The sequence below is a fragment of the Telluribacter humicola genome (assembly GCF_017355935.1).
GTDB lineage: Bacteria > Bacteroidota > Bacteroidia > Cytophagales > Spirosomataceae > Telluribacter > Telluribacter humicola.
Genome location: NZ_JAFIQT010000001.1, coordinates 1,067,453 through 1,080,265, shown reverse-complemented (window position 1 = coordinate 1,080,265; position 12,813 = coordinate 1,067,453). Strand labels below are relative to the sequence as shown.

The following is a 12,813-nucleotide window of genomic DNA, read 5'->3' as shown; positions in this document are numbered from 1 at the left end:
GTACTACAATAATTCGTAGCAACAAAACTATTGGAGTTTTATTAAATAAGAATTTAATATTATCAAGTGGCATATAAATCAACCCTTAGATAATCTATTCTTTTTCAACATACAAAAAGGCTCACGTAGGAGGAATTACGTTGGAGGCCGTAGGATTAAATCTTTTACTAAATAAGTAACTACTTAGTACATTTATTTTCGGCAAAAATTCTTTTATGGTGTGCCGTGCATCCCTGTTTGGGGCTATTGAAATAGTGAAGCTTTTATAGGAAAGATTATAAAGGCAGGTACACCCGTCTGGGCCATACATGGCGCCAAAGACGAGGTTAGCCTTATCATTTATAAAGAAGTACTTGATAACCGGCTGTAAGCAGTGGGTGGAAACGTACGATACACTGTACTACCCGAGGCCGATCATTTCATTCTGGATCAGTACGAAAGCAAGGCACTTTACGACTGGCTCCTGAGCCAGCGCAAGCCATGCGAACATTAGTTAAAAAACTGAATGGCGGCGTAGAAGATCAGGCCAATGCCCACTATCGTAAGGGTGTACATAATGGTATTGAAAGACAGGTCATTCATGTACAGGATGTACTGAATCAGAAAGCCCGTACCCAGCACCGAAGCACCTATACCAGCGGATAACACCCCACGCTTCCGCCGTTTTTCGTGTATACTTTTCTTCTCGGTAAGTACTGATGAATCCATTATACAAGCGGGTTTAGGTAGCTAATAATAAGGGCGCACGGGACAGTTTTTCCCGGCGAATCAAATAAAGCTATTCTGCGGCTGGTATCTACTCATTCGCAGTAAGGGTGATCGTTGCGCGGAGTCAGGATGTAACCGTATAATAAATTTTTATTGACAAAGTAGCTACTAGTTACTATATTTTATTTCGTTCCTGTTTCTTCCCCGTATCTCGTATTACGATTCTAAGTCAGCGTATAGTACTGAAGTTGTCTATTGGTTGATGCATCAAAAGTAAAAGTGCCTGCCTGGCCGGGTAGTATGCCAGGTAAGGGCTTATTATGGCGTAACTGATTTACCCTCTTCATCTATTCTATTCCTGCTTTTCCATCTGGTTAAGCCCAGTCACGTATTGACCTGGGATAGCCTCCGGCACACGATCTTTTTTCATTCCAGTTCACCTTAAACCATTAGTAGTATGAACAACAAAGTATTTGCATGGAGCTGCTTACTGGCTGGACTACTTACGACCGGCTGCGAAGATCACCGTATCCAGGAGCCCCAGAACGTTCAGGTTTCTACGTTTGCAACGGGTCTGATTGGCCCCATTGGCATCGAAACGGATGAGCAAGGACGTGTATGGGTAGCGGAGGCCGGTACCGGTCAGAACGACGGAAGAGTATCCATGATTACATCCGATGGACAGGTACATCCGGTGATTACAGGATTCGATTCGGAACTCATACCAAGTGGCGAACTGAATGGCATCAATCACCTGCTTTTTGCCAATGGCATGCTGTACATCCTGGGCTCACACAGCCGCCTGTACAAGGCTAATGTCAGTATGTTCAAACCGGGAGACACCCCCATGATGGTCAGTGATCTGGTAATGGAGGATAAATCTCAATTTATACTTGATTATAATTTCGCGGAAGAAACCGGAGAAACGCACCTCTATAATATGACCATGGGGCCCAATGGTGATATGTACTTTACGGATGCCGGAGCTAACGCTATTATTCGTCGTACACAGGCCGGCGTCTGGAGCGTATTTGCCATTATACCCGGTTTCTCTAATCCGACGCCCATTGGTCCACCTATGGTTCAGAGCGTACCGACGGGTATTGTCTTTGAGGGGGACCATTTCTTAGTCAGTACCCTCACTGGCTTTCCTTTCCCTAGCGGTGTTGCTACTATTTATATGGTTGATATGTCAGGTAACGTTTCGGTATACCAGTCAGGATTTACTGCGCTGGTGGATATCAACAAGACTACTGATCCCGGTTATCTGGTAGTGCAATTCGGACGATTTGCGCTTCCCGGTGGTTTTGCTCCTAATACCGGTCAGGTACGCCGGGTAACGAGCACCGGCAGCTCGGTAGCCGTAGATGGCCTCAACATGCCTACAGACCTCAAGCAGGCCGATGCCCATACCTACTACGTATCCAGCCTGGAGGACAACTCGGTGAAGAAGATAATGTACTGACAACCACCGTCACATGACGTAGAAGTACATCTGTATGGTGCGGCCAAACCTGATGGCTGCACCATACAGGATTATTTTTCTAACAGATTCTTAGCCGCCCCCCAAAATAGCAGGGAGGAGAAAGTAGACTTCCTGGTCAGATCTGAAAATGTAATAAAGTTATCAATAAAGAGCTTTTCATCCAGCACTTCCCCCTTGCTTAGCTGATAGTATGCCATACTCCAGCCCGCAAAAACTCTTTCGTCTTTATACCCTTCGGCCAACAGCAAAATGTCCGAATGCCTGGGATCCTGAGCGATTTTAGAATAGAGTGCCTGTACCACCTCCTTTTCTCCTTCCAGCATCTGAACAAATCTTCTCTTATGATACAGCAGACAACCTGTAATATTATGAGTCGAATTGAATTCTCTGGCCTTCTCTAAAATAACAGGAATATCTTCATCACGCAGATCAGGGCTGGCTGACGACCAGTAGGTCATTTCATACATAGTGTAATATAATTTAGATCCTGAGCACCGAAACTTTACTATAAGTCCCCAAGCCCAAGAAACTTTATTAGCGGGCTTTTGCTCATCAGGTACTATACTAATTAATGACAGAAAAAGTTAGTCCGTTTTCCAATTCTACTCTCTGGAAAGGCATTTTCATTGGGTACAGGTACCCGAATATCTTATAGCAAAGACTGTGCAAATGGCTTCCAGACTGTATGTATATCAAGACACTAGACATTCATTTTAAGCCCGGAAAGCTAAGACGTAAGCAGGCACTCGGCAGAACCGGGCAACAACAAGGCAAAGGGATACTGGCAGTTTCTGTCAAAAGCTAATGTATTTCAAACCGCAAAAACAGCAAGATCCGGATTTTCCAGGCGCCTTAAAATTAGCACATTTGTACCGTACAGCCCTTCAGGACTGCTGTACAGTACAAATCATATAGATTCATATTCTACCAAAAAAATGGAAATAGTCCGTTGCTCAGCCATGGATGCCGATACGATCCTGGATCTGTATCAGGCCGCCAGAGATCTTCAGACAGCTAAAAACATGGTTGTCTGGCCCTCCTTCACCAAAGAATACATCGAAGCAGAAATCAGCGATCAACGACAATGGAAGCTGGTCATTGATGAAAAGATTGCCTGTAACTGGGTTATCACCTATGAGGACAAAGACATCTGGGAAGAAAAAGAGGTGGGGGATGCTATTTATATTCATCGGATTTCTACCAATCCTCAATTCAGAGGAAACAGGCTTATTAATAAAATGGTAGATTGGGCAAGGAGCCACGCTGAGGAAAAGCAAAAGCGGTACATCAGGCTTGATACCCTCGGCAACAACACCAAACTTATTGAACACTACACAGAGGCAGGCTTTAGATTTCTTGGTATCGTAAATCTAAAGAATACGGCCAGCTTACCCGCTCATTATCAGAACGAGCCTGACTGCTGCCTGTTTGAACTAGCTCTTTAACTCCACTATCAGTAAACTAGTACACATAATGTTCACTCGGTAGAGCCAAGTAAAAACGGGCAATTACATTCAACAAACATCCCGCCTGTGCTGTCAGTAAAGGTCTGATAGCTCAGGCGGGAATAGCATATAGTGAGTTCTCTCTCTTATACGGTTGCCAGTACCTCTACTTCGATCAGGGCTCCAAAGTGTAGCTCCTTCGTCGGGATGACGCTCCGTACCGGCATATGATTTCCCATAAAGTTGCTGTACACGGCATTCACCTGATCCCACAGGGCTATATCTGCAATATATAACCTGACCTGAATGATCTTATTGATTGCACTTCCCGCCTCGTTAAGGACAGCTTTAACATTGCTCAGAGCTAAAAGAGTCTGTTCTTCGATTCCCTGCGGAACCTCTTTTGTAATTGTATTACGGGGAAGTTGCCCCGACAGGTAGAGCAGTCCGTTGTGTTCAATGCATTGGGAGTAGTGTCCATTGGCCGCTAGCATTGCGGGCGTACTGACTATCTTCATGGTGTAGGCATACTTGGTTTAGATACTAAACTTACTGAATTGCCGCTTCACACCAAAGTATCATATATTGTAATATCGGCTTTGTTGGGCGACTGCGAAGAGCTTACATCTAACAAAACAGTACTTAAACCTATAAAAAATGCGCTTGCTCTGATATGATGTCAGGACAAGCGCATTTATATTTTTAACCTTATCAGAGCAAGCTCTATTACTTTACCTCCACCTTCATGATCTTGCCCGGAAACTCGAAGTTTTGCGGGCGGGTGACGTGCAGGGCTGCGCCCAGCGCGGTAGCGTAAGGAAGCTCAGTCGTATATACTTCGTGGTTGGGGAACTGACGTGCCAGTAGCTGGGCAAAAATAGTGTTCTTCGAGAAGCCCCCATCCACGTACAGCGTAGGTACCTCATCCACCCCGATCAGCTGCAGCGAAGCCGCCAGGATATTGGTCAGGCCGATGAGAAGGTGATGGTAGGCGGCCTCGGGCGAAGCGAAGGCACTTACCTGCCACTCCTGCGGCGAAGGCTCGGGGAAAGGACCATTGCCCTCCATCAGAGCAGTATAAAAAGGCGGAGCGGGCATACTGAGGTACTTCTCGTCAAAGGCAATACTCTTATAGAAGTTAGGCTCTACCTTGAAGTACTTCGCGATCCGCTCGACCTGGTGGTCATGCTCCCGACCCATGAATACCCGTGAAGCTTTAACGCCACTTCCTTCTGGAGTCATAAAGTGCAGGCAATCACGCTCGAGCTGGTCAGAGGTAAGTGGCTTAGCCATGAACGGATTCAGGTTAATGCACCAGGTACCGGTCGACAGCAGGATAAAGGGCTTCTTAAAGGCCATCCGGTACGGAATCAGCGCCGAAGAACTATCATGGAGGCCAAAGCCTGACTGCATCACTTTATCGCCATCGCGGGTAATAAAAGATGAGGCCGCCAGCATCGGCGCCAGTACTTTCTGAATACCTTCGGCTTTGGTCCACTCGTGGAAGTCCATCATCTCAAAACTCCACAACAGTGTATGGCAGCCAATGGAGGTAAAATCACACACCTTGCGGCCCGTGAGCAGAAACAGTATGTACTGCGGCAGATGCAGGGTAGTCTTGATCTGGCTGTAAACCTCCGGCTGGGTGTACTTAATCCAGTAGATCTGCAGGCCCGTGTTGAGCATACCCATGATGGGTGAGCCGGTCTGCAGCGCCAGCCGGGTGGGATCGCCGTAGGTACTGAAAAACTGCTGTGACAACGCCTGCGGATAGGGCTTCAGGTAGGAATACAGCGGCGTAACGGGCTGGTCCTGCGAATCCAGATGTACCAGGGTAGCGCCATAGCCAGCCACATTGATAGCCTTAATGGTTATATCCTCCCTCTTTTTGAGGGTTTCCCAGTGATTCTGGACCCACTGGGTGAGCAGGGGCAGATCATCGCAGGGGAAGCCATCCTCGTCCGTTGTTTCGGGCAGAGCCTCATTAAACTCTTCTACTAGCTGATACTTTTCGTCAAAAAGAACCCATTTCTTATTGGTACGCCCAATGTCGAATACCGCCGTTACGTTCATTATATAGTGCTAAAACTGCTGCTAATTGATTAAACTCCTGTTTCCGGGGTCAATATAGTGACTTCCGTCCAAATACCTAATCTACCTGCTGACAAGCGGTGAATAGGCCATCATTAAAGACCGGTAGCAACCGCGTAGCGTCCACGCTGCTCAATACGCTGCTCACGGATCGCCAGCTGACGGTACAGTGCTATCGGATCTATAGCTGCCCCTACCCGACGACGAGCTTCGGCAACCAGTGCCCTTACATCCGCCTGGAAGGCTGTTTCAAGTATTTCCTGCGCCCGTACTACATCATTCTGCTCCTGAGCTTCAAAAAGAGCCTTGGTATCAACGAGCAGGGCCTTAGCGTAGGCCATCTTGATCGCCTGTACTGACTGCAGCAGGTCTTCGATGGGGTCTTTGGTATTGTGGCTGGCGTCGATCATCCAGGCCAGAGCCGGATTGGTCACAGCCGGGTCGTTCATGCCCTGTACCAGCTCGCAGAAGATCAGGAACAGCTGGTACGGCTTGGTAGCTCCGGTAGTGAGGTCGTCGTCGCCGTACATAGAGCCATTGAAGTGGAAACCACCCAGACGGCCAAAGTGCATCAGGCGTCCCACGATCTGCTCAATGTTGGTATTGGGCAGGTGGTGACCCAGGTCCACCAGTACCTGCGACCGATCACCGATCTGCTGACACAGGCTGTACGAAGTACCCCAGTCAGGGATAACCATCGAATAGAAGTTAGGCTCGTAGGGCTTGTACTCTACCAGCATGGTCCAGTCGGAAGGCATGCTTTCGTAGATAGCCGTCAGTGAGTCCAGGGTACGCTGGTAGGCCCGACGCAGGTGGTGCTGACCTGGAAAGTTGGAACCATCGGCCAGCCATACGGTCAGGGTTTTACACTCTTCACCCAAGGCTTTGCCATATTCTACTACCTCAATGTTATGGTCAATGGCGTGCTTGCGTACCTGCGCGTCGGTATGGCAGAGTGAGCCAAACTTGTACGACACGGGCTGGTCTTTCTGGTCCTGGAAGGTATTAGAGTTGACCGAGTCAATAGTTAGTCCGTGCTGGCTCAGCAGCTCCCGCGTAGCGGAGGCGTCCGTGGGTATGTCCCAGGGGATGTGCAGAGAGATACTGTTAGACGAGCGGTTCAGCGCGTGGATCAGCCCTACGTCCTCAATCTTCTCCTCAAGGTTGCGGGGCTCACCTCCGATCGGGAAGCGACCGAAGCGCGTACCGCCGGTACCCAGCGCCCAGCTCGGGATAGCTACCTGAAAGTCGGCTACTTTCTTAAGGAGCTCCTCTACGTTTTGACCCTGCCGTTCCAGGCTCTCGCCCAGATATCCCCACTTAAAATCGTGGTCGGCGCTTACTGATTGATTATAGTCCTGTATTTTATCTTTTTGTAGCATAGTAGTGATTAGCTATTAGTAGTTAGCCATTAGTAGTTAGCTGTTAGTTAGTAGTTTACAGATTAATAGCTCTCGCCGGTTTTTCTGACTTTGCTACTCACTTAATTATACATTCTACATTATTAATTATTAATTACTTCACCTCCTTTTCCAGAATCGGTTTTAGTACCGTTACCCAGCGGCGATAGCCCTCGGCATTCATGTGCAGGCTATCTTTCAAAAAGATACTTCCGTCGGGACGTCCGTCTTTCAGCATGACCGGCCATACATCGATGTACTCGTGGTTGCGGTCAGATTTTACAAATGTTTTGATGAGCTGATTGGCCTTCTTTACATCCGCCCTTCGGTCCCAACGCGAAGGCGATGGCTTCATGGATACGTAGTACATCTTCACATCAGGTAGCTCCTCCCGTATCTTCTGAGTCAGGGCCACGTAGGCGTCACGGGTCTGCTCGGGTGTTTTAGCCTTCTTGCCGAACATATCGTTCTCACAGTACACTATGATGGTTTTGGGATCGTACTTGATCACGCCCCGGTCGACGTAGTGGATCACCTCCGGAAGGGTAGAGCCACCAAATCCCCGGTTGATAATGGGCAGCGGAGCCAGGTCTTTTTCAGCATCTTTCCAAAGGGCAAAGCTGGAACTTCCGGTCAGTACAATACCGCCGGGAGCGGGGCTTTGCTCGGCATCCTTCTGCTCGTAATTCTTGATAGTATTCTCAAAGCGATCAATGGCATAGTCGGGCTCCCAGGGCTGTCCGATAGATTGGTAACTGGGTTTTTGACAGGCTACGGCACTAACCAGGAGGAGAACTACGAATCTTTTTAACATGGGATTAGGGATAGTTTAATATAAGGTAGTTAACTAAACAGATAGCTAAATAAAGAAAAACGGTTTAGGATTATACCTTTTGACTCATTAAATGCCCTAGGCCATGTAAAATACCTCTTTCAGCGGGACGCTCACCGGCGAGTTGTCGGGGTTGCTGTCCATAATGTCTTTCATGTAAGCCCACCACCTTTTCATGACCGGATGCTGGGGCAGGTCCTTCCGGGCCTCCTCATCGGCTACATCCATGACGCCAAACAGGGTATTGGTCTGCTCATCCAGAAAAATCGAATAGTTGCTGATACTGGTCTGTTTCAACAGCTCGTGCAGCTCCGGCCACAGCTCATCGTGACGACGCTTGTACTCTTCGGTCTTTCCTTCGTGGAGGTACATCTTAAAAGCTACGCGGGACATTTCTTTAAATTCTGAATTAGTGAATGCTGAATTATGAATGATAAGTTGTTTACTTCTTTCTTAAATCCCTGGAAGTGGCGAGAGCGATGACCCGGCCCTGTTTTCCTACGGCATTGTAGAAATGGTATACGGTGCCTTGCCACTTGATGACCCATGGTTTATGGGCGTACTGCTCGTCATACTCTTCTGAGGGAGCGATCAGGTCCTTGCCTTCCCAGTCGGTCCAGTGGATCAGGTCGTAGGAGCAGGCAAATCGCTCAAAGGCGCCGGGTTTCCAGAACGCTCCGAAATAGAACATGACATAGAGGTCGTTGATCTTCGCGATCTGGGCGTCACCGCATATTCCTTTCCGGCGTGTGATGACTGGCTCCTGACCGTACCGCTTCCAATTGACCATATCGTCCGACACGGCCATACCTATGCTTTCGTAACCTCCCTCCTTCGCTTTGGCGTTGTAGTACATCACGAACGGGTGGCCCGTGTGCTGCTTGCTGTCGCGAATAACGAGGCTCTTGAATATCTTATCATTTTCAAAAGCACGCGCCTCCGGGTCAATAGGTAACAGTACCGGTTCTTTCAGCCGTTGCCACTCCTTAGCTTGGGTTACGTTGTCAGTATAGGCCATGCCTACTCCGAGCATACCGGCCTCATAACCTTCCGAAGCTCCACCCAGGTACGACATCCAGTAGCTCCCCTTATACAGGGCAGATCGGTAGGTACCTCCCCACTCTACATCCACCAGCGACAGGTACCCTGCCTTCTGGTTAGCATCCCAGGTATTTTGGGTGAATGAGAGCAGCTTTCCCCGGGTCTGCCAGTCCAGCAGGTTATCGCTCTAGGCCAGCCAGGTTTCGTAGCCCTGCCCGTCGTACACGATGTAAGTCATCCACCACCGGTCCTTCATCCTGAATATCGTTGGACTATCGATGGCCTTCGTAGTGTCAGGATGCCGGAATACGACACCGTACTTATAGGGAGTCTTTATCTCCTCATACACCTCCTGCATCCGCTCCTGATCTACCACTTTAATAAACTCAGGGGCTTTGCGGGCCCCTGAGCATGTGGTTGTGGATATATGACAGGATTGTAATAGGAGTCCGGTTAGGGCGGTACAGATCAGAAGCTTGATGGGCATGGTGAGCTATATTCCCTTACCGGTTGTTGATTTATCGAACAAAACTTGGTGCAAAACCACCGTCCACGTTCAGTACGTTACCGGTAGACTTGTTGAGGGTACCGTCCACGAATACCCGTACGGCCCTGGCGATATCTTCGGGCAGGATCTCCTCGTTCAGGATGGTACGCTTGGCGTACAGAGCAGGTAGTTCCTCTACTGAAACACCGTAGGCCTTGGCGCGTCCTTCGGCCCAGTCGCCCGCCCATATCTTGCTGTTGCGCAGTACGGCATCAGGGTTTACGGTATTAACACGTACCTTTTCTTTACCCAGCTCGGCCGCCAGCAGACGGCTCATGTGCAGCTGAGCGGCTTTGGCAGTACCGTAGCCTACGTTGTTAGGTCCGGCAAAGAGGGCATTCTTGCTGGCGATATTCACGATATCACCACCAATCTCCTGCTTGCGCAGGATCTCTACGGCCTGCTGCGACACCAGGAACTGGCCTTTAACCAGGATATCCTGCAGACGATCCCAGTCCTGCATAGTGGTTTCTTCCAGCGGCTTGGAGATGGATATACCCGCGCAGTTGATGATTACATCTACGCCACCGTAAGCCAGTACCGCCTGCTTCAGCGACTCGGCCACGGCCTCGGCGTTGGTTACGTCTACAGATACCGAGCGTACGTTGTCCTTGCCGTAGGACTTACCTACTTCGGCTTCGGTTGCTTCCAGTTCGTTCCGGTCGGCCAGTACCGCTACGGCGCCGTGTTGCATGAGCTCTTCGGCAATAGCCCGGCCAATACCACCGGTACCACCGGTCACGTAGGCAACCTTGCCGGATAGCGACTTAGGCTTAGGCATACGCATCAGCTTAGCCTCTTCGAGCAGCCAGTACTCAATATCAAAGGCCTCCTGCTCGGGCAGCGCTACGTACTCGCTCACCGCCTCGGCGCCTTTCATCACGTTGATAGCGTTGGTATAAAACTCAGCGGCTACGCGGGCCGTCTGCTTGTCTTTGGCGAAGGTAAACATACCTACCCCCGGATACAGGATCACCACCGGATTGGGGTCACGCATGGCGGGGCTGTTGGAGCGCTTGCTGCGGTCGTAGTAAGAGCCGTAGTCTTTGCGATACGCTTCAAACTTCGTGCTTAGGTATTCGCGCAGCTCTTCCTTGCTCATATCAGCGCGCATGTCGTCCAGTACGAGCGGGCGAATCTTGGTGCGCAGGAAGTGATCGGGGCAGCTGGTACCCAGGTAAGCCAGGCGGGACAGATCGCTGGAATTCACAAACTCAAGTACCCGCTCATCGTCGGTAAAGTGACCTACCATGGAGCGGAATTGCGAGCAGTAGCCGCGCAGGTAAGGAGCCAGTTCAGCGGCCTTAGACTTACGCACCTCGGGGGCATCGCTCTGTACTTTGGCACCACCAAATACGGGGCGCTTCTTGCCGTAGTTGGCATTCAGGTACGCAGAAGCTTTCTCGATGGCGTTGAGGCTGTTGAAGTAGCACTCTTCGGCCGTGGCTCCCCACGTAAATAGTCCGTGGCCACCCAGGATGATTACTTCTACCTCCGGATTACGGGTAAAGCACTCTCCGATCTTCAGACCCAGGTCGAAGCCCGGACGCTGCCAGGGTACCCACTCTACCTTATTACCCCAGATCTCGCGGGCAATGGCTTCGCCGTCTTTGGAAGCGGCAATGGCGATCACCGCGTCAGGGTGTAAGTGGTCTACGTGTATATGTGGAACAAAGGCATGCAGGGGAGTATCAATAGAAGGAGCAGCTGACTCCAGATCAAACAGACAATAACCAAACAAGCCTACCATTTCGTCCTCAAACTCGAGGCCGCGGTAGCGGTCTCTCAGCGCCAGCAGACGGTTGTGGTACAGTCCGGCCAGACCTTTGCGGGTAAGGGTACCGATGTCTCCACCCGACCCTTTGATCCACATGACGGGTACCTGCTCACCCGTGATCGGGTCCTTCTCGTACGTCTTGACGCTGGTGTTACCTCCTCCGTAGTTGGTAATGCGGAGGTCGCGACCGAGCATGTTGGAACGATACAGTAAGAGGGCTACTTCGTCACCGGCCAGGGAAGCGGCATGGGCTTCATCCCAGTAATTATTGACGTATTGATAATTTTCTGCAATGGTCAAGCTGCTCATAAATTTTTCAGATTTGAATTGATTTTTAAGCTTTGCCAAATGTCCATTAGTTTATTTCCTTTCGTGTCCTGTGCTTTCCTGTGAAAGAGTATAAAATTTGCAATATTTCGGACAAATTTCTTCCTTGGTAGCTTTACCCTGTAACCCTGCGGCTCTATGATTCAGATTGATCCGGACTCACCCGTTCCCAAATACAAACAGATAGTCTCGTCGGTGGTGGAGGCGATCAAAAAAGGCGAGCTCCAGCGCGACCAGCAACTGCCCTCCATCAACGAAATGGCCGAGGAGCACTACCTCGCCCGCGATACTGTCGAAAAAGCCTACAACGAGCTCAAAGACCGTGGGATCATCATGTCGGTGCGTGGCAAGGGGTACTTTGTGCAGGCCCCGGCGTCCAACAAGGTGCGCGTGCTGCTGGTGATGAACAAGCTCAGTGCCTATAAGAAGATCGTGTACTACGCTTTCCTGAAAGCCCTCGGCAACGATGTCACGGTAGATGTATACATCCACCACTATAACGCGCTGCTCTTTAAGGAGATCCTGGAAGCTAATCGGGGCAAGTACAACTATTACGTCGTGATGCCCCACTTCTATGAGGGTACTGATAAGGTGAATGTACGTGAGCTGCTGGAAGGCATCCCCAAGAATGAACTGGTACTGCTGGACCGCGACCTGGCTGACTTGTCGGGGGAGTACCTGGCCATCTATCAGGATTTCGAGAAGGATATATTCCGTGCCCTCGAAAGCGCCGACGACCTGCTGGCCAAGTACCGTGAGCTGGTGCTGGTATTCCCGAGCGACGGTCAGTACCCGATTGAAATCGTACGGGGATTTCGGCACTACTGCATCAACTACCAGAAAGACTTCCGCATTGAGGAGAATGCTTACGAAGAAAACATCAGTACCGGCACGGCCTACGTGGTAGTGGAAGAAACTGATCTGGCCGAGCTGATCAAGAAGGTACGTCAGTCGGGGCTGGAGCTGGGCCAGCACGTAGGTATTGTCTCATTCAACGACACGACTCTTAAAGAGGTACTTGCCGACGGCATCACCGTCATGACGACCGACTTTGAAACCATGGGCCGCACCGCCGCCGCCCTGCTCCTTGACGGCAAACGCATCAAGGTTAAAAACCCGTTTATGCTGATCCGAAGGAAGTCGCTTTAGGGAGGAGGAA

Annotated in this window: 13 protein-coding genes; 3 read left to right on the top strand and 10 right to left on the bottom strand. The window is 50.0% G+C overall.

Going from position 1 to position 12,813, the window contains the following annotated elements; translation table 11 throughout:
• Positions 1-489: 489 nt before the first annotated feature.
• A complete protein-coding gene (locus tag JUB14_RS04705; RefSeq protein WP_207504598.1) occupies positions 490-708 on the bottom strand; it encodes a hypothetical protein in 219 nt (72 codons plus the stop codon).
• Between the two features lie 457 nt (positions 709-1,165).
• Here JUB14_RS04705 and JUB14_RS04700 point away from each other — a divergent pair, with 457 nt between their 5' ends.
• Positions 1,166-2,173, top strand: coding sequence for a ScyD/ScyE family protein (locus JUB14_RS04700; RefSeq protein WP_207504597.1), 1,008 nt, complete (start codon positions 1,166-1,168; stop codon positions 2,171-2,173).
• Between the two features lie 71 nt (positions 2,174-2,244).
• Here JUB14_RS04700 and JUB14_RS04695 read toward each other — a convergent pair whose 3' ends face one another.
• Positions 2,245-2,661 (bottom strand): BLUF domain-containing protein, encoded by a 417-nt coding sequence (locus JUB14_RS04695; protein ID WP_207504596.1) that lies wholly within the window; start codon positions 2,659-2,661, stop codon positions 2,245-2,247.
• 468 nt (positions 2,662-3,129) lie between these two features.
• On the opposite strand from JUB14_RS04695, the gene JUB14_RS04690 reads away from it, so the two are divergent.
• On the top strand, positions 3,130-3,639 hold the full coding sequence (locus JUB14_RS04690) for a GNAT family N-acetyltransferase (RefSeq protein ID WP_207504595.1): 510 nt from the start codon (positions 3,130-3,132) through the stop codon (positions 3,637-3,639).
• Positions 3,640-3,785: 146 nt separating this feature from the next.
• Here the strand turns inward: JUB14_RS04690 and JUB14_RS04685 are convergent, their stop codons facing one another.
• The 8 genes from JUB14_RS04685 to JUB14_RS04655 form a co-directional block, all read right to left on the bottom strand.
• Positions 3,786-4,157: a RidA family protein gene (locus tag JUB14_RS04685; protein ID WP_207504594.1), complete on the bottom strand. Its 372-nt coding sequence runs from the start codon at positions 4,155-4,157 to the stop codon at positions 3,786-3,788.
• A 208-nt stretch (positions 4,158-4,365) separates the two neighbouring features.
• The gene (locus JUB14_RS04680; protein WP_207504593.1) at positions 4,366-5,712 is read right to left on the bottom strand and encodes an FGGY-family carbohydrate kinase; all 1,347 of its coding nucleotides are present in this window, start codon (positions 5,710-5,712) and stop codon (positions 4,366-4,368) included.
• Between the two features lie 113 nt (positions 5,713-5,825).
• Positions 5,826-7,112, bottom strand: a complete 1,287-nt coding sequence (locus JUB14_RS04675; protein WP_207504592.1) for a sugar isomerase — start codon at positions 7,110-7,112, stop codon at positions 5,826-5,828.
• A 133-nt stretch (positions 7,113-7,245) separates the two neighbouring features.
• A complete protein-coding gene (locus tag JUB14_RS04670; RefSeq protein WP_207504591.1) occupies positions 7,246-7,944 on the bottom strand; it encodes a GDSL-type esterase/lipase family protein in 699 nt (232 codons plus the stop codon).
• Between the two features lie 96 nt (positions 7,945-8,040).
• On the bottom strand, positions 8,041-8,355 hold the full coding sequence (gene rhaM / locus JUB14_RS04665) for an L-rhamnose mutarotase (RefSeq protein WP_207504590.1): 315 nt from the start codon (positions 8,353-8,355) through the stop codon (positions 8,041-8,043).
• A gap of 49 nt (positions 8,356-8,404) precedes the next feature.
• Positions 8,405-9,094 carry a glycoside hydrolase family protein gene (locus JUB14_RS04660; RefSeq protein ID WP_229367526.1) on the bottom strand — a complete coding sequence of 230 codons (690 nt, stop codon included), beginning with the start codon at positions 9,092-9,094 and terminating at the stop codon, positions 8,405-8,407.
• 96 nt (positions 9,095-9,190) lie between these two features.
• Positions 9,191-9,490, bottom strand: coding sequence for a hypothetical protein (locus tag JUB14_RS27655; RefSeq protein WP_229367525.1), 300 nt, complete (start codon positions 9,488-9,490; stop codon positions 9,191-9,193).
• Between the two features lie 31 nt (positions 9,491-9,521).
• Positions 9,522-11,636: a bifunctional rhamnulose-1-phosphate aldolase/short-chain dehydrogenase gene (locus JUB14_RS04655; protein WP_207504589.1), complete on the bottom strand. Its 2,115-nt coding sequence runs from the start codon at positions 11,634-11,636 to the stop codon at positions 9,522-9,524.
• A gap of 156 nt (positions 11,637-11,792) precedes the next feature.
• Between JUB14_RS04655 and JUB14_RS04650 the strand changes: the two genes are divergently transcribed.
• Positions 11,793-12,803: a GntR family transcriptional regulator gene (locus JUB14_RS04650; RefSeq protein ID WP_207504588.1), complete on the top strand. Its 1,011-nt coding sequence runs from the start codon at positions 11,793-11,795 to the stop codon at positions 12,801-12,803.
• Positions 12,804-12,813: the final 10 nt, after the last annotated feature.

What these genes read in the sequence shown, in the direction of transcription:
- JUB14_RS27655 (WP_229367525.1), bottom strand. Translation starts at nt 9,490, where the DNA reads ATGCCCATCAAGCTTCTGATCTGTACCGCCCTAACCGGACTCCTATTA.
- JUB14_RS04675 (WP_207504592.1), bottom strand. Translation starts at nt 7,112, where the DNA reads ATGCTACAAAAAGATAAAATACAGGACTATAATCAATCAGTAAGCGCC.
- JUB14_RS04700 (WP_207504597.1), top strand. Translation starts at nt 1,166, where the DNA reads ATGAACAACAAAGTATTTGCATGGAGCTGCTTACTGGCTGGACTACTT.
- rhaM (WP_207504590.1), bottom strand. Translation starts at nt 8,355, where the DNA reads ATGTCCCGCGTAGCTTTTAAGATGTACCTCCACGAAGGAAAGACCGAA.
- JUB14_RS04655 (WP_207504589.1), bottom strand. Translation starts at nt 11,636, where the DNA reads ATGAGCAGCTTGACCATTGCAGAAAATTATCAATACGTCAATAATTAC.
- JUB14_RS04680 (WP_207504593.1), bottom strand. Translation starts at nt 5,712, where the DNA reads ATGAACGTAACGGCGGTATTCGACATTGGGCGTACCAATAAGAAATGG.
- JUB14_RS04650 (WP_207504588.1), top strand. Translation starts at nt 11,793, where the DNA reads ATGATTCAGATTGATCCGGACTCACCCGTTCCCAAATACAAACAGATA.
- JUB14_RS04695 (WP_207504596.1), bottom strand. Translation starts at nt 2,661, where the DNA reads ATGTATGAAATGACCTACTGGTCGTCAGCCAGCCCTGATCTGCGTGAT.
- JUB14_RS04670 (WP_207504591.1), bottom strand. Translation starts at nt 7,944, where the DNA reads ATGTTAAAAAGATTCGTAGTTCTCCTCCTGGTTAGTGCCGTAGCCTGT.
- JUB14_RS04690 (WP_207504595.1), top strand. Translation starts at nt 3,130, where the DNA reads ATGGAAATAGTCCGTTGCTCAGCCATGGATGCCGATACGATCCTGGAT.
- JUB14_RS04705 (WP_207504598.1), bottom strand. Translation starts at nt 708, where the DNA reads ATGGATTCATCAGTACTTACCGAGAAGAAAAGTATACACGAAAAACGG.
- JUB14_RS04685 (WP_207504594.1), bottom strand. Translation starts at nt 4,157, where the DNA reads ATGAAGATAGTCAGTACGCCCGCAATGCTAGCGGCCAATGGACACTAC.